Genomic DNA, 22,464 nt, shown 5'->3' with positions numbered 1-22,464 from the left:
TCGGTGTCAGCCCAACCTGCTCACCCGAATCACCTCAATCCCAGGCGCTTGGCGAGACGGCTCAGGTTGGCACGATCCACGTTCAGCTCCCGCGCTACGTCCGCCCATTTACCCTGGTGACGCGCCAACGCCTGTTCGATCAGTCGACGCTGGAAGATGTCGATGGCCTGGCGAAGATCCTGGCCGGCTGGAAGTTCAGTTGGCAGCGGTACATCCTCGTGCCCCACCTCGAGCGGCGTCGAGACCGGCAGGTCCAGCGCGTCGGCCTCGATGGTGAGTATGCGCGGCCGCTCCGCATGCTGCGAAAGCGCCTTGAGCGCGGCACGGCCGATCAGGTGCTCCAACTCGCGAACGTTCCCCGGCCAGTCGTAGGCCAGCAGCGAACGCTGCGCATCCGCGCCGAGACGCAAGCTGCGTAACCCCATCCGCGCGCGATTCTCTTCGAGGAAGTAGCCCGCCAATAGCAGAACATCACGCCCGCGCTCGCGGAGCGGCGGCACCGGCAGTGGGTAGACGCTGAGCCGGTGATAGAGATCGGCGCGGAAGCGCCCTGCCCTGACCTCATCGGCCAGGTCACGATTGGTTGCGGCAATGACCCGCACATCCACATGGTGCTCTCGGTCCGAGCCCACTCGCTGCAATTGCCCGCTCTGCAGCACCCGCAGCAGCTTGGCCTGGACAGCGAGTGGGAGTTCGCCCACCTCATCCAGAAACAGCGTGCCACCATCGGCCAGCTCGAACTTGCCACTGCGTTCGTTGACCGCACCGGAAAACGCACCGCGGACGTGGCCGAAAAGCTCGCTTTCCACCAGGGTATCCGGCAATGCGGCGCAGTTGAGGCTGATGAAAGGCCTTGCCGCACGTGGCGACTCGGCATGGATGGTCTCGGCCACCAGATCCTTGCCGACGCCGGTTTCGCCAGTGATGAGCACCGTCAGCTGACTGTCGCCAACCAGCTTGACTTCATTCAGCAGCTTCTTGTGCACGGCACTCTGGCCAATCAGTTCACGCGCTCGCGAGCGATTTGCCGCTTGCTTGTAGACCTCCATCAATTGGTGCTCGTCGGCTATACGCCGGGTCAAGCCATTGATGCGTTCGCTGGCCTTTACCGTTGCGGCGGCCAGGCTGGCGAATGCGCCCAATGCGCCGAGGTCGACCTGTCCAAAGCTTGCAGGGTCGAGCGCGTCCAGCGTCAAGAGCCCCCAGAGTTGATCGTCGAGATACAGGGGGCAGCCAAAGCAATCGTGCACTTCCAGGTGGCCACGATGCCCCTCCACCAGACCGTCATAGGGATCGGGCAAGCCGCAGTCGGCTGCGAACCTGAGCGGTCCGCGATTCTCCAGCAGCGCCTGCAGGCGGGGATGTTCGGTAACCCTGAATCGGCGCCCCAGGGTATCTGCACTCAGCCCCTCGACAGCCACGGGCACCAGAACGTCTTCAGCCAGCCGCAACAAGGCAACGGCGTCACAGGGAAACAGCTCCCGCAAGGCCGCCAGCAAGCGACGATAGCGTTCCTCATTGCTCAGATCCCTGGACAGATCCGCCACCAGGGGGATCAGGGTTTGCAGCAGCGCACTTGCGGTCATTTCGACTACCAATTGGTCTTTATGACAACAATAACATGCTGTCAAAAAGACCATAAATTATGTAAGTCACTGTTTTTGCGTGCATATTTTACTGGCACGGTTCCTGATACAGCTACGACTGACAACGCTAACACGTAAAGGAAACGCCATGAAGACGTTAGTGATCTGCACCCTGGCAGCCAGCTTGAGCCTGGCTGGCGCAGCTCATGCGGCGGAAGTCGAAAAGGCCGTGGACGATAACCGCACCGGCCAGGTTTTCGGCGGCCTGACGGGTGTTCTGCTGGGAGGCTTCGCAGGTCCAGTTGGCGCCCTGGTGGGCGGCCTCTCCGGCGCCTGGCTGGGCGGAGTGGGTCAGAGCGCCGCTGGCCTCAGCCAACAGGCCTACGAAGTCCGCACCAGTGGCGGCGAAGTCAGAACGATCCGTGCACCTCATCAGACTTTTTCACCCGGCGATCAGGTCACCCTGAACGACGGACGCATCCAAGCCAATCCCTGAATAGTCACCACCGGAGATACCCATGCTGTCGAGCCAACACATCGCGATCATCAAAGCTACCGTCCCGCTCCTGGAAAGTGGCGGCGAAACCCTCACCCGCCATTTCTACAAGGTGATGCTGGGCGAGTACCCCGAAGTGCGCGTTCTGTTCAATCAGGCGCACCAGGCCAACGGTGACCAGCCACGTGCCCTGGCCAATGGCGTCCTGATGTACGCGCGGCATATCGACCAGCTCCAGGCACTGGGCCCGCTGGTTAACCAGATCGTCCACAAGCACGTGTCGCTGCAGATTCTGCCGGAGCATTACCCCATCGTCGGCAGCTGCCTGCTGCGCGCAATTCGCGAGGTCCTGGGCGAGGAAATCGCCACGGACGAAGTGATCGAAGCCTGGGCAGCGGCCTATGGGCAGCTGGCCGATATCCTGATCGGTGCCGAGGAGCAGGTCTACGCCGCCAACGCCGAGGCCGTGGGCGGCTGGCGCGGCGGCCGGCAGTTCCGCGTGGATCAGAAAGTGGAAGAAAGCGAGGAAATCACTTCCTTCCACCTGGTGCCGGAAGACGGTGGCGAGCTGGTCGCTCATGCCCCCGGTCAGTACATCGGCATGCGCCTGGTCATCGATGGCGAAGAGGTACGTCGCAACTATTCGCTGTCTGCCAGCAGCAATGGCCGTGAGTACCGCATCAGCGTCAAGCGTGAGCCTGAAGGCAAGGTGTCCAACTACCTGCACGACCGGGTTCAGGTCGGTTCGACGCTGGAGCTGTTCCCGCCGGCCGGTGAGTTCGTCCTGCGTGAATCGGACAAGCCCCTGGCGCTGATCACTGCTGGCGTCGGCATCACCCCCGCGTTGGCTATGCTGGAGAGCGCAAAGCAGAGTGGCCGTCCGATCCACTTCATCCATTGCGCGCGCCACGGCGGTGTGCATGCCTTCCGCGAGTGGATCGAGGCCCAGGCCGAGAAGCATCCGCAGATCCGCCACTTCTTCTGCTACAGCGAGCCGCGCGAGGGTGATGACGCCCATGCCGAAGGTTTCCTGAGCCACGAGCTACTGGCCCGCTGGTTACCGACCGAGCGCGATCTGGATGCCTATTTCCTTGGGCCTAAACCGTTCATGGCCCAGGTGAAGAAGCTCCTGCGCGAGTTGGGCGTACCCGAGCAGCAGTCGCACTACGAGTTCTTCGGTCCAGCCGCCGAGCTGTAAACCGTCCTCAAAACGATGAACCCCAGGAGTTGTTGCCATGATCTCCTTCGTCAGCGATCCACGGAACCTTCTAAGGCTGTCACGCAATCTGCTCTGGACCGGACTGTTCCTGCTGTTGGCCGGCGTCTACGCGGCCTATGGCCTGGACCAGCAGCTAGCCATAGCTCAGCTGGTGCTCGCTCACACGCTGGTGATCGTCGGGCCAACGCTGCTGAAGGTGGGCTACGTCATGCGCCTGGTGGCGCTGCGTGGCCTGCAGGGGCGGAACTGGGAGGCCAGCCGTGCAGGTGCTTGATCGCAGCAAGGCGCTGGCCATTCCACCGATCTGGCGCCTGGGGTTTCGTCCGTTCTTTCTGTCCGGGGCTGCATTCGCCATCTTGGCGATCGGCCTCTGGGCAGCCTTCTTGTATGGTCTGCTGCCTGGCTGGCATCCCCTTGGCGGCAGCTTGGCCTGGCATCGACACGAGATGCCCTTTGGCTTCGCGACCGCGATCATCGCTGGTTTCTTATTGACTGCGGTACAGAGCTGGACCGGGCAGCCCGGACTCAGCGGCCGGCCACTGGTCCTGCTGTTCCTGGTCTGGCTGGCGGCACGTATCGCCTGGTTCCTGCCCCTGCCCGTCGCGCTATTGGTCGCCACGCAAGCAGCATTCCTGCCGTTGCTGGCAGCGGTCCTGGGCATGCAGCTCTGGCGGGTGCGCCAGCGCCGGAATTACCCCGTGGTGGCCGTGCTGCTGTTGATGGCCGCATGTCAACTGCTGGCCCTCTGCGGGCTGGCCTGGGCCGATGACACGTTGCAGCGTCAGGGGGCGCTCGGAGCGCTCTGGCTGGTTGCGGCCCTCCTCAGCCTGATCGGTGGGCGGGTGATCCCCTTCTTCACCCTGCGCGGTGTTGGCCGCCCTGATCCGTTCCCACCGCGACCGTGGCTGGATTGGCTGACCTTCGGCTGTTCACTGTGCATTGCCGGTATGACCGCAGCGGGGATCGGCGTCCAGCCTTCACTGCTGGTGGCGCTGTTGTTCCTGCTGGCGACCATGCTGCATGGGGAGCGGTTGCTGCTGTGGCACGACCGGCGAATCTGGCAGGTTCCCTTGCTCTGGTCGCTGCACCTGGCCTACGCCTGGCTGATGCTGGCCACCCTGGGCATGGCCTTGTGGCACGCTGGGTTGATAAGCCAGTCGAGCTCTGCCACCCACGCCCTGGCCGTAGGCGCCATGGGCGGCCTGATCCTGGCGATGATCGCAAGGGTCAGCCTCGGGCATACCGGACGGCCATTGTCGCCTCCAGCGGCCATGGTCTGGGCCTTTGTTCTGCTACAACTGGCGGCCCTCAGCCGTGTGCTGCTGACAGCCCTCTCGACCTTCGGCCTGTGGCTCTCTGCACTGGCGTGGATAGCGGCGTTCCTGCTGTTCCTGCGCTACTACGCGCCCATGCTCTGGAAGGCCCGGGTCGACGGCCATCCAGGCTGAGCGAACCTTTCGCTCACTCTTTCTTCATCTCTACCCGGTCTCGGTGCTCCGGCACCGAAACCGACCAGCCCAGCTCGACACTGATGCGCCGCCGCAGGACATCCGCCGCCATCGGCTCACCATGCACCACGTAGGTGTGCTTGGGTGGACGCTTGAAGCCCCGCAGCCACTCCATGATTTCATCCGCATCGGCATGGGCGGAGAGGTTCTCCATTTGCACGACCTCGGCCCGGATCGGCACTTCCTGGCCATGCATGCGCACGGTTTCGGCACCACTGACGATCAGCGAGCCTCGCGTGCCTCCAGCCTGGAACCCGGAGAACAGCAACGTATTATGCGGGTTCGGTGCAAGAGTCTTGAGGTGATACAGCACCCGGCCGCCAGTCGCCATGCCGCTCGCCGCAATGATCACCGCCGGTCTGCGAAATTCGTCCAATAGCTTGGATTCATCGACCGAACGCACAATGTGGGCCACCTTGCAGGTCCCTTCGCATTCCTCCGCCGTAAGCCGGTGCTCGCTGCGAAACCGGTGATAGAGCGCTGTGGCATCGGTCGCCATCGGGCTGTTGAGGAAGATCGGAATGTCGGGGATGAGTTTCTCCTCCTTGAGGCGATACAGGTAGTACATCAGCAGCTGCGCGCGTCCCACCGCAAAGGACGGCACCAGGGTAATGCCCTGGCGCATGGCGGTTCGGTTGATCACATCCGCAAGTTGTTTTTCCACCGGCTCGGGTGAGTGCTTGCGATCGCCATAAGTCGACTCCACCAACAGGTAGTCGGTCTCGTCGATCAGTTCAGGCTCCTTCATGACCGGGTCGTGCATCCGCCCCAGATCCCCGGAACACACCAGCTTGACGCCGCCCACCTCCAGCTCCACGGTCGCGGCACCCAGAATATGCCCAGCCGTGCGCAGTAGCAGACGGATGCCGGGCAGAATGTTTTGCGGGTGGTGCAAGGCAATGGGATGGAACAGCTTCAAGGCTCGCTCTGCGTCCGCTTCGGTATACAGCGGCTTCGCCGGATGGTGCTTTGAATAGCCCCGCCGGTTGGCATATTCGGCCTCTTCCTCCTGGAGTCGGCCGCTATCCAGTAGGAGGATTCGCGCCAGCTCGCAGGTAGCCGGCGTCGCATAGACCGGCCCGCGATAACCATCGCGCACTAACACCGGCAGGTAACCGCTGTGGTCGAGGTGGGCGTGGGTCAGGACGATGGCGTCCAGATCTTCGATCGGCAGCGGAAAGTGGTCCCAGTTGCGCAGGCGTAGTTGCTTGTAACCCTGGAACAATCCGCAATCGACCAGCACACGCTTGTGCTCATGCTCCACCAGGTATTTGCTTCCCGTCACGGTGCCAGCCGCACCAAGAAACGTCAGTCGCATCGAACTCTCCTGTAGAGCCTATGCCCAAAAACCGCTTGATCCTGATCAAAGGGTTTAGCAGACCACCGGACTATCGTGACGATATCAACGTGATATCTCCGATCAAAGGCGGAGGCTCCAATGATCGAACAAGACCAACAGCTGTTGGTGAAGGCATTGGAAGCCACAACGAACGCCATACTGATCACCGACCGCTCAGGCTGCATCGTCTGGGTCAACGCAGCCCTCTGCCGGCAGAGCGGCTACACGCACGACGAACTGGTCGGGCAGACCCCGCACATGCTCCATTCCGGACGGCAGGAAATGACCTCCTACCAAGATCTCTGGCAGACCATCCTTGCCGGCCAGGCCTGGCAAGGTGAGCTGATCGAACGGCGCAAGGACGGCTGCTGCTACACGGTCAACCAGGTCATCACCCCACTGTTCGATGACACCGGTTGCATCACTCACTTCGTCGCCATCCAGCACTGCCTGACCATGGAGGACCAGGAGCGCGCCCAGATGCGCCAACTGGCGTATCACGATGGGCTGACCGGCCTGGCCAACCGCATGCTGTTCCTCGATCTGGCGCAGCAGGCCATCAAGCATGCTGCGCAGCACGAACAGATGCTGGGGCTGATGTTCCTTGACCTCGATCAGTTCAAACAGGTCAACGACCGGCTTAGCCACGCGATTGGCGACAAGCTCCTGATGGCCGTGGCCGAACGCCTGGAGCGCTCCGTGCGCAAGACCGACATCGTGGCACGGCTCAGTGGCGACGAGTTCGCGATTCTCGTCACCAACCTGGACCAGACGGAGGTGCTGGAGTCCATGGCAAGCCAGTTGGTTGCCAGCATCGACCGACCATTCATGCTGAACGAGCAGCTCGTGCAAACCCATATCAGCATCGGCATCAGCCTCTACCCGGACGACGGCCTGACCGCGGACGTCCTGCTGGACCGGGCGGATGCCGCGATGTATCGGGCCAAGGCCGTCGGGGGTGGCGCGTACCAGTTCAGTGCACAGGGATAATGGGGTCGTGCACCGCGCCCCTTCCTCCGCCCTTTCCCGACTGCCAGTCGGGTGGGCTTCGCTTTTGCTACCGATTTATGGCCAGGATCCACATAGGGTGGGCTGAAGCCCGCCCTGACCTCTCACCTCACCCAGCCCCTGAAGCAATTACTTGTCGGCCCGAACAGCCAGGATGCTGCTGGGCACCTGGTAGAGCGTGTGCTCGGTGGTGCTTCCAATCAGTTTATCGATCGCCTTGTGGTGGACGCGGCCCATCACCACGACATCCGCCGCCTGCTCCGTTACGAAGTCGGCGATTCCGCGAATCGGTGAGCCCATCAGGAAGTGGCGACGCTCCTGCGGGACACCGAAGCGGTCGGCCAGACTGACGAACGACTGGTGCAACGCAATGCGCAATTCTTCAGCCAGGTCGGACCAGGAAACGCCGCCCTCGCCACTGTTGGCCATGTACGCTGGCAGGCAGTCATAGATGTACAGCAGGTGCAGTTCCGCGTTGGATTGCAGGGCCAAGCCAGTGGCAGCCGAGATGATCTTTTCGTTCACGCCACTGATCTGGGTGTCCGGGTCCATCGGGTCGACTGCAGCGACGATCTTGTGCGGCAGCGGATGCCGGGCGTCCGCTACCAGGTGTATCGGAACCGGGCATTCACGTAGCAGGTACCAGTCCAGCGGCGTGACGAAGGCGCGTTTGAGCGCCGGCTCGCGCTGGATGTCCTTGACCACCAGGTCCGGCTGCATCTCCAGGATCTGGCGAATCGTCTCCCTATGCCTATCGGTCGTCCAGACCACCGAAGTCGTGATCTTCACACCCCGCCCGCGCAGTGTCTTGGCCTCTTCTTCCCACCATTGACGCTGCTCCAGCAACAGGCTCTCGCGGGTCTGCTCCTGGACCTTGCGATCCAGCAAGCCGAAGGTCGCGAATGGCTCCACGAACGCCACCACGTGAAGTGGCGCATCGCTCGCCAAGGCCAGCGCGACCGCGCGTTGCAGGGCGGGAGAATGGCGCTGGTCGGGATGGGCGATCAGCAAAAGTCTTTGCATCGGGCTCATGTCGCACCTCTGGATTGCCTGACAACGCACTGCACCAAGTGGCAACAGCACTCCGAAACAGACTGGACCCGGTCATATTCCTGCGACTTGATATGCATCAAATTTGTTCGTGAAGAGGCGCTCAAACTGCAGAGGGCGGTCGCTTGCGGCCGCTCTTTCTTCGACTGCGGCAGGAGCACGCATCATGGAGAAGCAGCACCAGTGGAACATCTGGTACTTCATCGTCACCTTCAGCGCCCTGATGCTGCTGCAGAGTTGGTGGACGGAACAGCGCGCGGTCGAAACCATCCCCTACAGCGAATTCCTGAGCCTGTTACAGCAGAACAAGCTCGCCGAGCTGAAAATCGAAGATCAACGCATCAGCGGCACCCTGAAGGAGCCGATCAACGGTCGCAGCCACTTCACCACCAACCGGGTCGAACCGGCCCTGGCCGATGAACTCGCCCGCGCCGATGTGCGCTTCACAGGGGTACGTGAAAACACGCTGGTCACCACCCTGGTGGGCTGGATCCTGCCGTTCATCATGATCTTCGCGCTGTGGAGCTTCCTCTTCCGTGGGCTGGCCGAAAAGCAGGGATTCGGCGGACTGGTCAATGTCGGCCGCTCTCGCGCCAAGGTATTCGTGCAACGGGACACGGGCGTCACCTTCGATGATGTAGCCGGCATAGACGAAGCCAAGGCAGAGCTGGAAGAAGTGGTGTCATTCCTCAAGGACCAGCCGCAGTACAGCCGGCTGGGCGCGCGGGTGCCCAAGGGCATCCTGCTGGTCGGCCCGCCGGGCACCGGCAAGACCCTGGTAGCCAAGGCCGTAGCCGGCGAGGCAGGCGTGCCCTTCTTCTCCATCTCCGGATCGGAGTTCGTCGAGCTCTTCGTCGGCGTTGGCGCCGCGCGGGTTCGCGATCTGTTCGAGCAGGCGCGCAAGGCGGCTCCATGCATCATTTTCATCGACGAACTGGATGCCCTGGGGAAAATGCGCGGTGTAGGCTCCTTCGGTGGCAACGACGAAAAGGAACAGACCCTCAACCAACTGCTTGCCGAGCTGGATGGTTTCGACCCGCGCGAGGGAGTGGTGCTGCTGGCCGCCACCAACCGGCCCGAGGTGCTGGACCCTGCCCTGCTGCGCTCGGGTCGGTTCGACCGGCAAATCCTGATCGACCGCCCGGACCGCCGGGGTCGTGCAGCGATCCTCAAGGTCCACCTCAAGCAGATCCGCGCCGGCAGCGATGTCGATTGCGACCAGATCGCCGCAATTACAACCGGGTTTACCGGGGCTGACCTGGCCAACCTCGTCAATGAAGCGGCGCTGGTGGCCACGCGCCGAGGTGACGAGGCAGTCCGTTTGAACGATTTCACCGTGGCCGTCGAACGCATCGTCGCGGGTATCGAACGCAAGAGCCGGTTGCTTCAACCGAACGATCGCCGTGTGGTGGCCTACCACGAAATGGGCCATGCGCTGGCAGCGGTTTCCCTGCCGGGAATGGACCCGGTGCACAAGGTATCCATCATCCCCCGTGCCTTTGGTGCCCTGGGCTACACGCTGCAACGGCCGACCGAGGACCGTTTCCTGATCGGCGCCCAGGAACTCAAGGACCGTATCGTCGTGCTCCTGGCCGGTCGCGCTGCGGAGTCCCTGGCATTCGGTGAAGTTTCCACCGGGGCGGCCGACGACCTGGCCAAGGCTACCGATATCGCCCGTCAGTTGGTCACGCGCTTCGGCATGAGCGAAGAGCTGGGCCAGGCGGTGCTGGAAAAGCAGTCCGGTGCCTACCTGGGCGAACACCTGCCGATGCTGCGCGAAAAGGATTACTCGGAACAGACTGCGCGCGAAGTGGACCTGTGCGTCCGCAAATTGCTTGACGAGGCCTACGCCCGTGCCAAGACCCTGTTGACCGAGCACCGGGCCGACCTCGACCAGGGCGCTCGCTTGCTTCAGGAAAAGGAAACCCTGACACCCGCCGACTTCCCTCCCCTGGCCCGCGCCCTGGACTCGCCCAGCCCACATACCCCGCTGCTTGGCGTTGTGCCGGGTGGCCCACGTTGATTCCGTGCAATTCGCACAGTAGGCCCCATTCAGTTGATTGGAGTACCCACCATGCCCACATTTCCAACCCCTGACATCAGTGAGTTGACCCCTTTTGTAGGTGAAGGCCACTGGATCGAGACACTCCAGGACGGCAGCCACGTGCTGATCCGCCCCTTGCAACCCGACGACCGCGATCGGGAAATCGACTTCATCGAACGGCTTTCCCCGGAGGCAAGGCACTTCCGCTTCCTGGGCACGATCAAGGAAGTCAGCCCCGAACTGCTCGACCGACTGATGGAAGTCGATTACCGCAACAGCTTGGCGTTGGTCGCTCTGGCCCACCAGGACGGCGAACTGGTCGAAGTCGGCATCAGCCGCTATACCGCCAGCGGCGAGAAGGACCGCTGCGAATGCGCAGTGACGGTCGCCGACGCCTGGCAGCATCGCGGTCTGGGCGTTGCCCTGATGCGCCATCTCATCGATGCCGCGCGCAAAAATGGCTTCAAGCAGATGTACTCCATCGATTCTGCCGCCAACAGACCTTTGCAGGACCTGGCCAGCTACCTGGGATTCGAGCGTCAGCGCGACCCCGAGGATTCGACCCAGGTGATCCACACATTGCAGCTTTAGCGCACTGAAGGCGGCAGTATCCCGATGACCAGTCCCAGCGGGGGCCCAACAATTTCGAGCACTTTGCTACCCGGGCGCCGGACTTGATCGAGATCAAAGTGAATAGGCAATGCGGGTCTCAGAATCATTGTTGCCCTATCCGTACCACCATTTGAATGGAGGAACTGAAGATGGCCGAACCCGAAAAGAAAGTCCCCGTAGAAACCCAGGAACCGGTCACTAAAACCCCGGCAGTGCAGGACCCTTGGCGCCCACTGGACAACCTCCGCCAACAGGTGGATCGCCTGTTCGAAGACTTTGGTCGTGGCTCCCTGCACTTTCCATTCGGTCGCAGCGCCTTCGATGTAGAGCCGTTCTGGCGCCGTCCGATGATTGGCCATGGAGTACCGGCAGTGGACATCTCGGAGAAGGAGAAATCCTTCGAGATCACAGCCGAACTGCCGGGAATGGACGAGAAAGACATCGAGATCCGACTGGCCAATGGCAACCTGATCATCAAAGGCGAAAAGAAAGAAGAGAAGGAGGAAAAGCAGAAGGGCTATTACCTCTCGGAACGCCATTACGGGTCCTTCGAGCGCATGTTCAGCCTGCCCAAAGGGGTGGACTCTGACCAGATCGAAGCCAGTTTCACCAAGGGTGTGCTGACGATCTCGCTACCAAAACGCCCGGAAGCGATACAGCCGGAGAAAGTCATCCCGGTCAAGCCCAGCTAAGGCGTCTGATGTGCTGAGCGCGACCCTGTCGGTCGCGCTCGATCTTCTTCGTACCGTGTGCCACTCACGCCCGTCGAGAAAACAGGCGGCAGGGTGTGCTTGCCGCGAACCCTGATAACAATCTCTGGGCCATCTGGTTGGTGCGAATGGTGCACCGAACCCTCGCCGTCCCGACTCCAACTAAACCGCCTCCACGGCGAGGATGCTGCACGGAACACGCTGCAGCAGATGTTCCGCGGTGCTGCCGAGCATTTTCTCCAGGCCATGTCGTTGAACCCGGCCCATGACGATCACATCTGCCCGGCTCTGAACAGCGAAATCGGCGATCGAACTGATCGTCCGCCCGACGACGAAATGCCGACGTTCCACGGGCACGCTGAAACGCTCGGCCATGGCTGTGAACGCGCTCCACAATGCCGCCCGCTGGTCCTCGGTGAAATCCGTTTCCCAGGCCAGTGCCAACGCATCCGCCAGATGGGCCGAGCCAAGGTCGCAGACATAAAGCAGATGCAAATCGGCATTGCATTGCAGAGCCAGGCCATTAGCGGCCTGGATGATCCTCTGGTTGAGGCCCGGCACCTGCTCCTCCGTGTTGCTGACATCTACCGCTGCGATGACCTTGCGAGGTAGCGGGTGGATGATCGCGCCCACCAGATGCACAGGCACCGGGCACTCGCTGAGAAGGTACCAATCCAGGGGCGTAACGAAGGTTCGAAGCAGCTCCGACTCCGTCTGCGCCCCCTTGATCACCATGTCCGGCTTCTGCTCGGCTATCTGGATCAGGATTTCTTCGAGCGGGTCATCCGTGCAGATCGCCTCGGCAAACACCTGGATACCCTTGGCGCGAACCTGCGCGGCCTGGTCCTCCACCCAATGGCGGCACTGCTGCAAGGCGCTCTCGCGGAGCAGTGCCTGATCGACCTGGTCCAGGCGTCGCATGGAGGTGGTTGGCTCGAAGAACGTCAGGATGTGCAATGCCGCGCCGCTGGCTTGTGCCAGCGCCGTGGCCCGTTGCAGCGCGGCCGCACTCTGAAGTGAAGGTTCTGCGATCAGGTAAAGGCAACGATACTGGCTCATGACGCACCTCCCGGTTCAGGCTTGCCGGTGCTACTGACAAGAATGGCACCGATTTTTGTCCAGACTGCGCGTGAGGCCCGACCAGCTCTTTGATGTTCATCAAGGGCAGCCCCGGTTGCCGTCGCTCTGGCGCTTGACGGTCTACCGATAAGGGCGATGCTCAACAGCAAGGCATCTCGAGGATCAGCCCATGGCCACCAATAGTCCCCTGCTGTTCGCCCTGCATGACAACCAGGCCTATGCAGCCCTCGTCGCCGCCAGGCTGGGCCTGCCGCTGGCAGCTGTAGAGGAACGTGTCTATGAGGATGGTGAGCACAAGTCCTGGCCAGTGGATGAAGTCGATGGTCGCCGCGTGGTGCTGTTCGCCTCCTTGCACAGCGATGCCGAATTGAGCGCCAATGACAAACTCTGCCGGCTGATGTTCTTCTGCTGCGCCCTGAAGGATGCCGGCGCCAGCCAGGTCCAGGTGGTCGCCCCATACCTCTGCTACACGCGCAAGGAGCGCCGGACCCACCGCCAGGACGCGGTGATCAACCGCTATGTCGCCATGTTGCTGGAAGCCACCGGGGTCGATCGTCTGATGACGCTGGAAGTACACGATGCCGCCGCCTTCGATAACGCCTTTCGCATCCCCACCCAACATTTGGACAGCACCGAACTCTTCGCCGAACACTTCGCCGGCCTGGCGGATGGCACCGAACTGGTGGCTGTTTCGCCCGATATGGGTGGAATCAAGCGGGCCGAACGATTTCGCTCACGGCTGGAGCAACGCCTTGGACGCCCGGTAGCCAGCGCCTGCGTCGAGAAGCACCGCAACAACGACGTAGTAACCGGTGGCGGACTGCTCGGCTCGGTTCGAGGCAAGACGGCGATCATCGTCGACGATCTGATCAGCACCGGTTCCACCTTGCTGCAAGCGGGCAAGGCCTGTCAGAAAGCTGGCGCCATCCGTTTGTTCGCCGCCGCTGCCCATGGCCTGTTCACGGGCGGCAGCGCCCTGCTCGACAGCCCATTGTTCGAACGCATCGTGATATGCGACAGCGTGCCGCCATTTCGCCTTGCCCCGGAGGTGGCAGCACAGCGTCTGGAGATTCTTGGTACCAGTGCCTTGGTAGCCGCACGTCTCGTGCAAAGCTACTAAATCGCAACTACCGTTCAATGTTGTACGTAATCCGACGGAACACTGTCCGTGTCGCCTGCTGGCGACCTAGACTTGAATCACAAATCGGCTTGAGGTCACGCTGCTCATGTCCACAGACGATCAAGGCATTCTGCCTCGCTCCCCTGTGAAGTCTCATATCCAGTGCCACGACTGTGCGTTGAGTCGTTTCTGCCTGCCCGAAAGCCTGGACGAGGGGGAAGTCTCCCAGCTTGAAAGCATCATCAAGCGCAATCGCCCATTACAAAAGCATGAGCACCTCTTCAGGGCGGGCGAGCCCATGCAGCATGTCTACGCACTGCGCTCGGGGGCGCTGAAGAGCTACCTGCTGGACAAGGACGGAACCGAGCAGATCACCGGATTTCACCTGCCAGGCGAGCTGATCGGCCTGGATGGCATTGGCTACGAGCACTACCCCAGTTACGCCGAAGCCCTGGAAACTTCGATGGTATGCGCCATTCCGATCCACCAGCTGGAAGAGCTCGCCGGAATGATCCCGAGCCTGAGAAAGCAATTGCTCCGGGTCATGAGCCACGAGATCCAGGCGGAACACGAACACCTCAGCCACACTCGGGAAAGCGCCGAGCAGCGCCTGGCCTCGTTCCTGCTCAACCTGTCATCGCGCTACAGCAAGCGTGGACTTTCACCGGTTAACTTCTTTCTGCCGATGAGCCGCAGCGAGATCGGCAACTACCTGGGGCTGACGACAGAGACCATCAGCCGCCTGTTCACCCGCTACCGCGAGCAGAACCTGATCGACAGTTCCGGTCGGGAGCTCCATATCCTCGACCCACAAGCCTTGCACCGCCTGGGCGGATTGTCCGCCTGACCGGCGGGAGCCCTCTCACGGCACCACCAACCGACGGCCACCCGGGATCGCTGCATGACCCTTGCAACCACCCCAGAAAGGTACTGCCTTTACGACTCCGATGAGCTCGACGCCATCATCGCCGCCATGGCGCACAATGTCAGCGCCCGGCTCCCAGTGCATGAGTGCATGCTGGTCGGCATCCTGCGACGTGGCGAACCCTTGGCGCGGATGCTTCGCCAGCACCTGGCCGCGCTGACCGGGCAGGATGGGCCGCCGCTCCATGCGCTCAAGGTCAAGCGCTATGCCGACGACCTCAGCCTACTCCATGCCGGTACGGCCCTGACCGAGAACCCAGAACTGGCGTCGATGGACCTCGCCAGCATGCATCTGCTGGTGGTGGACGATGTGCTCTACGAAGGCCACTCTCTGCTGCGCACCTGCGCGTATCTGGCCAGCCTTGGCGCTCGTCAGATCCACACCGCCGTATTGGTGGATCGTTGCGTACAGAAGCAGCCGATCCGAGCCGATATTGTCGGCATCTCATTGCAAGTGGCACCGGGCGACATCGTCGAATGCCATGTGCCACCCTACGAACCGGACTTTCGCATCGAGCTGGTGCGCCACGGCCAAACGCGCTGAAGCCACCGCGCCGATAGCCGACTGGCGATTGCGCGTGCAGCCGTTTGCGCAAACCGCATCCATCAAGAACCTATAGGCCGCATTGAGGCTTGAGGGTAAAGGTTCTCGACACATCCACCAGGCCAAGGTGCTCAAGCGTTCGCCGACCAATCAGGACCGGGTAGAGCATCTTGCTGCGGTTGCGCAGGGAGAACTGCTCGTCATAGCGCTGCTTGCCGATGCAGATCGACATCTCGACCACCGAGCGATGGTCTACACCGCCGGCGCCACGAACCTTCACATTGCGCACCACCGGCCGCTCGAATTCGCGGACGAAATCGTTCCCGGTCTTGCTGTCCGTCAACTCGACTTTGAACCGTACCCACTTCTCGCCATTGCGTTCGAAACGCTCGATCTCCTTAGCATCCAGCGACGAAGTCAGTGCCCCAGTGTCCATCTTGGCCTTGACCTGGACATTTTCCGGCAACAGCACGGCTTCTTCGACCCAGCCGACCACCTGCGGCTGAGCCTGGGCGACCACCGCGAACAGGCAGCCAACCAGCAGCCCCAGGCTGCGCCCAATAATGGCAGTGATACTTTGCATGAGTGACCTCTTCACCGATCGCAGGGACTGCCCCAAATGAGCGCGAGCCTACCCACCGTGACGTGAAGGCGCCGTCAGGTACTCGTGAACATTTCGTTGCCTGCTGATATCACCTCAGGAAAAAGAGAAGGAGCAAACCGCAGGCAGCCAGCCCGAATAGAAAACACATGCTCTCCATTCCCGCTTTCCGCGAAGAAAGCACAAACGCATAGATCCCCTTCACCATGTTGTTGCTGGCCGCCGCAACAATGATTGCCGTCCCTGCCACGGGCAAGGGCGTGATGGTCGAGGCAGACTGAGTCATGCCCATGATGAAGGGATCGACATCGATAACGCCCATCAGGGTCGCAAGCGTATAGACACCTGCCACGCCGAGATGCCGACTGACTAACTGCGTCGCCACCAGCATGCCCACAAATAGCAGCGCGAACAGCAGTGCCGCACTGATTTCGAGTGGGTTCTTCGGCTCGAACGGAGCCATATCCCTGGCGGTGCCTTCATCGCCCCTGCGGGACCAGAGCCAACCGATCAGCATCGCCACACAGCCCAGAGCGACAAAGGGAAGTGCCAGCAGATCCATCAAATCATGATTGAACAGCGCCAATAACACTGCCACGCGCAGATACATAACGCCTGACGCAATCAGCACGCCACCGGAATAGAGGTGAGCCTGTTCATCCTGCCTTGATCTTCTAGCGAGGACTACGGTCGTCACCGTCGACGAATAGGCACCGCCGACCAACGCGGACAGGAGCAAGCCACCCTGACCCTTGGTCACTCTCTGCAGCACATAGCTGCCATACGAAACGGCGCTGACCGCCACCACAACGAGCCATGTCTTGAAGGGGTTGATCTGGAACTGAGTCAGTTGTTCGTTGGGCAGCAGCGGCAGGATCACGGCCGAAAGCAACAGAAACGTGGCAAACGTGAGAATGTCCGTCGCCTCGATACGCTTTGCCAGGTTTTCCAACTGCGCCTTGAGTTCAAGCAGAAGAATGCTCGATACGGTCAGTGCAGTGGCCAGCCAGAACATCTCGCGATAGACCAGGGCCCCCATCAGGTAGGTGGTCAAGCCGGACATTTCCGAGGTAACCCCTGAATAGCCCGACGAAGTGAGCTTGTGCCAGTAGGCCATCATCAAGAACCCGGCCAGCACAGCAAATCCCAGCATCTGCGCCAGCAAGTTGCCACCCGACAGCGCCGCTATGGCATAACCAAGAAGGCCTATCAGCGGATAGGTGCGCACGCCCCCAAAAGCGAAGCGCTCATTGCTGGCTTTGCGTTCTTCCCGTTCCAGCCCGATGAGAAAGGACAGGAACAGCACGAAGACGATGTGCGCGGCATCCGCGGGCAGCCAGTCGAAGTATTTCATCGTGCGTCGTCAAACCAGGCGATAAGGGGCCTTCTCAATATAGACACCACTCCCCGTTGGACAGGTTGCCCGGGATGGCGGGTACCTGGCTGCGCTCGTGTTCAGCCGACGTGCCCTTGGATCGTCCGACATCAGCCCATTCGTGGGCGCAGATACGCCACCAGGGCATCCACGCTATCGAGCTGCTGGTAATCCGCTTCCGGAATGTTCACCCCGGTCGATCGATGCAGAGTGCCGAGAAAGCGCAGCCAGTCCATCGAATCCAGGTCCACCTCCTCGCGCAATGGCCGATCACAGCGCAGATGCTGCGGTTCGATCTCGGGTGCAACGCTCTTCAGCGCATCCAGCACCTGCTGGCGAATCGTCGCGTCATTCATGGTGCGCTCCTCATAACCGCTCAGGTGTCTGCAACAGTCGTTTGATTTCAGCGAGGAACCGGGCGCCGGTATGTCCATCGCTGGCCCGATGGTCGGCCGCCAGGCTGGATATCACCGTCGGCATTACGCAAAGGTTTCCATCTTCCACCCAGGGTCGATCGGCGATTCGGCCAAAGCCCACCAGCGATACCTGGGGCGGGTAGACCACCCCGAACACCGAATCTGCCCCTTGCTCGCCGAGCTGGGTCACGGTCAAGCCTGCCTCGCCCAACTCTGAGCTGCGCAGTGAGCTGTTACGCGCGCGCACCACCAGGTCGGCAAGCTCGGTCATCAACTGCGCAAGAGGTTTGTCAGCGACGTCCTGAAGCGTGGGCGCGACCAAACCGCCCTGCCGCAGCGCGATGGCAACCCCCAGGTGAATGCCCGTCACCGGTTTGAAGGCCCCCTCGCGCCAGTGACCGTTGAACTCGGGGTGCTCACGCAGCGCCAGGGCCACGGCCTTGAGCAACATCACCGTCGGCAACAGGCGCTCTTCCGGCGGCAGCCCGGCGTTGTGCATCTGCAACCAGGCCAACGCTGCGCCAAGGGGAATGGTTTCCGACAGGTAGTAATGCGGAATCTCGCGCTTGGAACGGCTCATCAAGGCAGCGATCGCCTGGCGCATGGCAGCCGCCCGATCAACGGGTGCAGTGGCGGCCGCAGCCCGCTCCACATCCTCCAGCGAAACGACGCCATGGGGACCGCTGCCGCTCAGGGTTTCGGGATCGATGCCAAGCTCCCCGGCACGCCGCCGAGCAGCCGGGGAAACCTTTGGCCGGCTGGCAGCCGGCAATGGAGCGGCTGCGACTGGCGGTGCCTCGGGCCGGCGCCGCGCGGTTTCGGGGGACTCCCCCGCCTCGAGCAAGGTGGCGATCACCGTGCCCACCGGCACCTTGCTGCCCGGTTCGACCAGCAACTGGAACACCTCGCCGTCCTGCCAGCACTCCACATCCACCGCCGCCTTGGCCGTGTCGACCACGGCGACCACCTGCCCGCGCTGGACCTTGTCGCCGGGCTTGACCCGCCACTCCAGCAAGGTCCCTTGATCCATGTCGGCGCCCAGCGACGGCAGCTTGAACTCGATCATCCGCACCTCATTGGCCCAGAGCGGACCTGGGAGTCATTACCCGCAAATGCCATGGGCTGCGGCTACGATATCCGGCACCTGCGGGAGCGCGGCCTCTTCCAGGTGCTTGGCGTAAGGAATCGGCACTTCCGCGCTGCAGACCCTTGCCGGCGGCGCATCCAGTTCGAAAAAACCTTGTTCAACGATGCGCGTGATGATCTCCGCTGACAGGCTCCCACTGCGCCAGCCTTCGTCGACCACCAGCGCGCGGCGGGTCTTGCGCACCGAAGCCAGGATCGTCGCGTCATCCAGAGGCCGTAACACGCGAAGGTCGATCACTTCCGCGTCTATCCCCTCGCCGGCAAGTTGCTCGGCGGCTGCCAGCGACTTGCCCAGGGTGCCGCCGTAGGCGACCAGCGTCAGGTCGCGGCCCTCGCGGCGCACTCGCGCCGAGCGGATATCCACCGGCTCTGCGATGCTCAACTGGCCTTCCAGGTTGTAAAGCTGAGCATGCTCGAAGATCAGCACCGGGTCCGGGTCCTCAAGCGCCGGCCAGAACATGCCGCGAGCGTCCTCAAGGGTGGCCGGAGCGAGAATCTTCAGGCCGGGGATGTGCGCGTACCAACCTTCGAGGCTGTGCGAATGCTGGGCCGCCAGTTGGCGGCCGGCACCAGTGGCCATGCGCAGCACCAGCGGCACGGAGAACTGCCCGCCGGACATATGCCGCAGGGTCGCCGCCGTATTCATCAGCGGGTCCAGTGCCAACAGGCTGAAGTTCACCGTCATCACTTCCACGATTGGGCGCATGCCGCCTAGCGCCGCACCGATGCCAGCGCCCACGAACGTCAGTTCCGACAACGGCGTATCTCGGATGCGTTCCGGGCCGAACTCATCCAGCAATCCCTTGGTCACCGCGTAGGTACCGCCATAGCGGCCAACGTCTTCACCCATCAGGAACACCCGCGGGTCACGTTGCAGGGCTTCACGCAGCGCCTCGCGTATCGCCGCGCGGTAGGTGGTCGGCTCGCTCATGGCGCCACCTCCGGAGTGTAGACATCGCGGGCGAGATCAGCCGTAGGCTCCAGGCTGCCGGCCTCGGCGTAGGCCACCGCCGCCTCGACCTCCTCGTTCACTTCGTCGGCGATTACCAGAAAACCGGCCTCGTCCAGCAGACCCTGCGCCTTCAGCCGTGCGCTGAAGGTGTGGATCGGCCCCCGCTCCTTCCATTTCTCCACTTCGGCCTTGTCACGGTACAGTTCGGGATCGAACATCGAGTGCGGGCGGAAGCGATAGGTCTGAAACTCCAGGAAGTAGGGTCCACCCCCGGCCCGTATCGCCGACACAGCCTCCCGCGTGGCCTCGTGCACGGCCACCACGTCCATGCCGTCGACAGCACGAGTGGTGACCTTGAAGGCCCCTGCCTTGGCGCACAGGTCGAGCTGGGATTGCGAGCGGGCCAATGCTGTGCCCATCGCATACAGGTTGTTTTCGCAGCAGAACAGCACAGGTAGCTGCCAAAGGGCAGCCAGGTTCAACGACTCGGCGAATGCGCCCTCGGCCATTGCACCCTCGCCAAAGAAGCAGGCGCTGACCCGGTTGCCGCCTTGCATCCGCTCCGCCAGCGCCAGCCCCACCGTCAGCGGCAGGCCACCGGCGACGATGGCGTTGCCTCCATAGAAGCGTGTGCGGGCGTCGAACAAGTGCATCGAGCCGCCGCGCCCTCGTGAGCAGCCCTCCTGTTTGCCGAACATCTCAGCCATGATCGCGGTCATGGGCACGCCCTTGAGCAGCGCGTGGCCGTGCTCGCGGTAGGTCGCCACCACCGCATCGTCGATCGCCAGCGCATGCAGCGCGCCGGCCGCCACCGCCTCCTCGCCGATATACAGGTGCAGAAAGCCACGGATTTTGCTTTCCCCATACAGTTCCGCCGCGCGTTCCTCCAGGCGGCGGATACGCAACATGTCGCGCAACAGACGCAAGGCGAATTCTGCCGGGTACGGCACGTCTGGCGTGTTCATGAGGGATTCTCCAGCGTCGAGAGATCGCCTTCCGGCAAGCCGAGCTCACGGGCCTTGAGCAGGCGCCGCATCAGTTTGCCGCTGCGGGTATGCGGCAGACTCGCAACGAACTCCAACTCCTTGGGCGCCACCGCTGCTCCCAGTCGCTTGCGCGCATGGCCGAGCAGCTCGTCGTGCAGGGCCGGGCTCGCGGCGTATCCACCCTTGAGCGAAACGAAGGCCTTCACCGTCTCGCCCAGCAGCGGGTCCGGCTTGCCGATCACCGCCACCTCCGCAACGGCCGGCAGCTCCATCAGCACGCTCTCCACTTCGAATGGGCCGATCAGGTGACCGGCAGACTTGATCACATCGTCGCTGCGCCCGACGAACCAGTAATAACCATCGCTGTCGCGGCGGGCCAAGTCGCCGCTGAGGTACCAATCCCCGGCGAAGCAGCGCTGGTAGCGTTCCGCCTGCCCCAGGTAAGCCCTGAACAGTGCCGGCCAGGGCTTTCTCAGCGCCAGCTCGCCCACCTGCTCGTTACCCAGCAGTGTCAGTCGGCCTTCCTCGCTGTGATCGACGATCGCCGCCTCGACACCCGGCAGCGGCTTGCCCATGGAGCCGGGCTTGATGGCCATGGCGGCCGTGTTGGCGATCATGATTCCGCCGGTTTCTGTCTGCCACCAGTTGTCATGGATGGGGTGACCGAGCACTTCCTTGCCCCACCAGACGGCTTCCGCGTTCAGCGGCTCGCCGACGCTGGCGACGAAGCGCAGGGCCGGGAAGTGATGCGCAGCGGCCAGCGCCGCGCCGGCCTTCATCAGCAGGCGAATGGCCGTGGGTGCGGTGTACCACACGCTGACCCGCTGCTGTTCGAGGATTCGATACCAGCGCTCGGCATCGAACTCGGCGCAATCGACGATGCAGGTCACCCCCAGCATCAGCGGCGCGAGGATGCCATAGGAGGTACCGGTGACCCAGCCTGGGTCGGCACTGCACCAGTAGATATCATCCGGATGCAGGTCCAGCGCGTATTTGCCGGTGACATAGTGGGTCACGGCAGCGCCGTGCACGTGCAGTGCGCCTTTCGGGGTGCCGGTGGTGCCACTGGTGAAATGCAGGAGCGAGGGGCTTTCGGCCGTAGTGGGGGCAACCGTGAAGCTGTCCTCGGCGTCGGCCAGCATCGCGTGCAGGTCCAGCGTCCCATCAGGCAATGCCTCGCCTTCAGGAATGCCGAACAGCAGTACGTGCTTGAGCGAAGGCAAGCTGGCGCGAATGTCGGCCACTTTCCGGCGGTACAGCACCTCGCTGGTCACCAGGATGCTGCCCTCACCCAGGCGCATGCGGGTGGCGATAGGTTCCGGTCCGAACGCGGAAAACAGCGGCGAGACCACGCATCCATGCTTCAGCCCCCCCAATACGCCCAGGTAGAGCTCCAGCCCGCGCTCGCAAAGCACGAACAACCGCTCGCCGCTGGCGACGCCAAGGCGCTGCAGCAAGTGAGCGAAGCGATTGGTCTGGAGGCCCAGCGCGCGGTAGCTGATATCACGGCTGTGCCCATCACGGTCCAGTAGCCGCAGGGCTATCCGGTCCTGACGCGGACCCTGAGCATGGCGGTCGACGGCTTCGAAGGCCAGGTTCAGCCCGCCTCCCGGCAGGCCAACCAGTTCGCGGGCCTCCGCTGCCCAGGAGAACGCCGCCCGCGCCTGGGCGCTGTCCAGCCAGTTGGGACTCACTGGCAAGTCGCTGGCGGTTTTCTCGATCATGGTTGAGCGCATGGCGCGTCTCCC

The 22,464-nt window shown here is 62.5% G+C and carries 22 protein-coding genes; 11 read left to right on the top strand and 11 right to left on the bottom strand.

The features are described from left to right. Window positions 1-29: 29 nt before the first annotated feature. Window positions 30-1,586: a nitric oxide reductase transcriptional regulator NorR gene (norR, locus tag J7302_RS20455; protein ID WP_215378879.1), complete on the bottom strand. Its 1,557-nt coding sequence runs from the start codon at window positions 1,584-1,586 to the stop codon at window positions 30-32. A gap of 148 nt (window positions 1,587-1,734) precedes the next feature. Between norR and J7302_RS20450 the strand changes: the two genes are divergently transcribed. The 4 genes from J7302_RS20450 to J7302_RS20435 are packed head-to-tail and all read left to right on the top strand — an operon-like array spanning window position 1,735 to window position 4,749. After that, a complete protein-coding gene (locus J7302_RS20450; RefSeq protein ID WP_215378878.1) occupies window positions 1,735-2,082 on the top strand; it encodes a hypothetical protein in 348 nt (115 codons plus the stop codon). Between the two features lie 22 nt (window positions 2,083-2,104). Then, window positions 2,105-3,280, top strand: a complete 1,176-nt coding sequence (gene hmpA, locus J7302_RS20445) for an NO-inducible flavohemoprotein (RefSeq protein WP_215378877.1) — start codon at window positions 2,105-2,107, stop codon at window positions 3,278-3,280. Window positions 3,281-3,317: 37 nt separating this feature from the next. After that, window positions 3,318-3,575 carry a transmembrane sensor/regulator PpyR gene (locus J7302_RS20440; RefSeq protein WP_215378876.1) on the top strand — a complete coding sequence of 86 codons (258 nt, stop codon included), beginning with the start codon at window positions 3,318-3,320 and terminating at the stop codon, window positions 3,573-3,575. Then, window positions 3,562-4,749, top strand: a complete 1,188-nt coding sequence (locus J7302_RS20435) for an NnrS family protein (protein ID WP_215378875.1) — start codon at window positions 3,562-3,564, stop codon at window positions 4,747-4,749. The genes J7302_RS20440 and J7302_RS20435 overlap by 14 nt, the downstream gene beginning before the upstream one ends. A 13-nt stretch (window positions 4,750-4,762) precedes the next feature. Here J7302_RS20435 and J7302_RS20430 read toward each other — a convergent pair whose 3' ends face one another. Continuing rightward, window positions 4,763-6,127: an MBL fold metallo-hydrolase RNA specificity domain-containing protein gene (locus tag J7302_RS20430; protein WP_215378874.1), complete on the bottom strand. Its 1,365-nt coding sequence runs from the start codon at window positions 6,125-6,127 to the stop codon at window positions 4,763-4,765. A 120-nt stretch (window positions 6,128-6,247) separates the two neighbouring features. Here J7302_RS20430 and J7302_RS20425 point away from each other — a divergent pair, with 120 nt between their 5' ends. Then, the gene (locus J7302_RS20425) at window positions 6,248-7,138 is read left to right on the top strand and encodes a GGDEF domain-containing protein (RefSeq protein WP_215378873.1); all 891 of its coding nucleotides are present in this window, start codon (window positions 6,248-6,250) and stop codon (window positions 7,136-7,138) included. Window positions 7,139-7,285: 147 nt separating this feature from the next. On the opposite strand, the gene J7302_RS20420 is transcribed toward J7302_RS20425, so the two are convergent. After that, the gene (locus tag J7302_RS20420; RefSeq protein WP_215378871.1) at window positions 7,286-8,188 is read right to left on the bottom strand and encodes a universal stress protein; all 903 of its coding nucleotides are present in this window, start codon (window positions 8,186-8,188) and stop codon (window positions 7,286-7,288) included. A 184-nt stretch (window positions 8,189-8,372) separates the two neighbouring features. Here J7302_RS20420 and ftsH point away from each other — a divergent pair, with 184 nt between their 5' ends. The 3 genes from ftsH to J7302_RS20405 all read left to right on the top strand — a co-directional run bounded on the left by ftsH (window position 8,373) and on the right by J7302_RS20405 (window position 11,554). Continuing rightward, entirely contained in the window at window positions 8,373-10,229 is a 1,857-nt protein-coding gene (ftsH, locus tag J7302_RS20415; RefSeq protein WP_215378868.1) for an ATP-dependent zinc metalloprotease FtsH, read from the top strand. A gap of 51 nt (window positions 10,230-10,280) precedes the next feature. After that, on the top strand, window positions 10,281-10,841 hold the full coding sequence (locus tag J7302_RS20410; protein ID WP_215378866.1) for a GNAT family N-acetyltransferase: 561 nt from the start codon (window positions 10,281-10,283) through the stop codon (window positions 10,839-10,841). A 170-nt stretch (window positions 10,842-11,011) separates the two neighbouring features. Next, window positions 11,012-11,554 carry an Hsp20/alpha crystallin family protein gene (locus J7302_RS20405; RefSeq protein ID WP_215378864.1) on the top strand — a complete coding sequence of 181 codons (543 nt, stop codon included), beginning with the start codon at window positions 11,012-11,014 and terminating at the stop codon, window positions 11,552-11,554. A gap of 180 nt (window positions 11,555-11,734) precedes the next feature. Here the strand turns inward: J7302_RS20405 and J7302_RS20400 are convergent, their stop codons facing one another. After that, the gene (locus J7302_RS20400; RefSeq protein ID WP_215378862.1) at window positions 11,735-12,631 is read right to left on the bottom strand and encodes a universal stress protein; all 897 of its coding nucleotides are present in this window, start codon (window positions 12,629-12,631) and stop codon (window positions 11,735-11,737) included. A 190-nt stretch (window positions 12,632-12,821) separates the two neighbouring features. On the opposite strand from J7302_RS20400, the gene J7302_RS20395 reads away from it, so the two are divergent. The 3 genes from J7302_RS20395 to J7302_RS20385 all read left to right on the top strand — a co-directional run bounded on the left by J7302_RS20395 (window position 12,822) and on the right by J7302_RS20385 (window position 15,240). Next, on the top strand, window positions 12,822-13,772 hold the full coding sequence (locus J7302_RS20395) for a ribose-phosphate diphosphokinase (protein WP_215378860.1): 951 nt from the start codon (window positions 12,822-12,824) through the stop codon (window positions 13,770-13,772). 106 nt (window positions 13,773-13,878) lie between these two features. Then, window positions 13,879-14,619 (top strand): fumarate/nitrate reduction transcriptional regulator Fnr, encoded by a 741-nt coding sequence (gene fnr / locus J7302_RS20390; protein ID WP_215378858.1) that lies wholly within the window; start codon window positions 13,879-13,881, stop codon window positions 14,617-14,619. A 54-nt stretch (window positions 14,620-14,673) separates the two neighbouring features. Then, window positions 14,674-15,240 (top strand): phosphoribosyltransferase family protein, encoded by a 567-nt coding sequence (locus J7302_RS20385; RefSeq protein ID WP_215378856.1) that lies wholly within the window; start codon window positions 14,674-14,676, stop codon window positions 15,238-15,240. 70 nt (window positions 15,241-15,310) lie between these two features. Here J7302_RS20385 and rloA3 read toward each other — a convergent pair whose 3' ends face one another. The 7 genes from rloA3 to acsA form a co-directional block, all read right to left on the bottom strand. Continuing rightward, window positions 15,311-15,823, bottom strand: coding sequence for a retropepsin-like aspartic peptidase RloA3 (rloA3, locus tag J7302_RS20380; RefSeq protein ID WP_215378853.1), 513 nt, complete (start codon window positions 15,821-15,823; stop codon window positions 15,311-15,313). Window positions 15,824-15,932: 109 nt separating this feature from the next. Next, window positions 15,933-17,195 (bottom strand): MgtC/SapB family protein, encoded by a 1,263-nt coding sequence (locus J7302_RS20375; protein ID WP_215378851.1) that lies wholly within the window; start codon window positions 17,193-17,195, stop codon window positions 15,933-15,935. Window positions 17,196-17,326: 131 nt separating this feature from the next. Next, window positions 17,327-17,572: an acyl carrier protein gene (locus tag J7302_RS20370; protein WP_215378847.1), complete on the bottom strand. Its 246-nt coding sequence runs from the start codon at window positions 17,570-17,572 to the stop codon at window positions 17,327-17,329. A gap of 10 nt (window positions 17,573-17,582) precedes the next feature. Further along, window positions 17,583-18,698 carry a dihydrolipoamide acetyltransferase family protein gene (locus tag J7302_RS20365; RefSeq protein WP_215378845.1) on the bottom strand — a complete coding sequence of 372 codons (1,116 nt, stop codon included), beginning with the start codon at window positions 18,696-18,698 and terminating at the stop codon, window positions 17,583-17,585. Between the two features lie 36 nt (window positions 18,699-18,734). Next, complete coding sequence (locus J7302_RS20360) at window positions 18,735-19,709, bottom strand: alpha-ketoacid dehydrogenase subunit beta (protein ID WP_215378842.1); 975 nt, start codon at window positions 19,707-19,709, stop codon at window positions 18,735-18,737. Next, window positions 19,706-20,695 carry a pyruvate dehydrogenase (acetyl-transferring) E1 component subunit alpha gene (pdhA, locus tag J7302_RS20355; RefSeq protein WP_215378840.1) on the bottom strand — a complete coding sequence of 330 codons (990 nt, stop codon included), beginning with the start codon at window positions 20,693-20,695 and terminating at the stop codon, window positions 19,706-19,708. Before pdhA ends, J7302_RS20360 begins: the two co-directional genes overlap by 4 nt. Next, window positions 20,692-22,452, bottom strand: a complete 1,761-nt coding sequence (gene acsA, locus J7302_RS20350) for an acetate--CoA ligase (protein WP_215378838.1) — start codon at window positions 22,450-22,452, stop codon at window positions 20,692-20,694. Before acsA ends, pdhA begins: the two co-directional genes overlap by 4 nt. Between the last annotated feature and the right edge of the window lie 12 nt (window positions 22,453-22,464).

The organism is Metapseudomonas boanensis, from assembly GCF_018704125.1.
GTDB classification, from domain to species: Bacteria; Pseudomonadota; Gammaproteobacteria; order Pseudomonadales; family Pseudomonadaceae; genus Metapseudomonas; species Metapseudomonas boanensis.
Note: the sequence above shows the minus strand (reverse complement) of the source record. Positions and strands in the feature narration are given on the sequence as shown.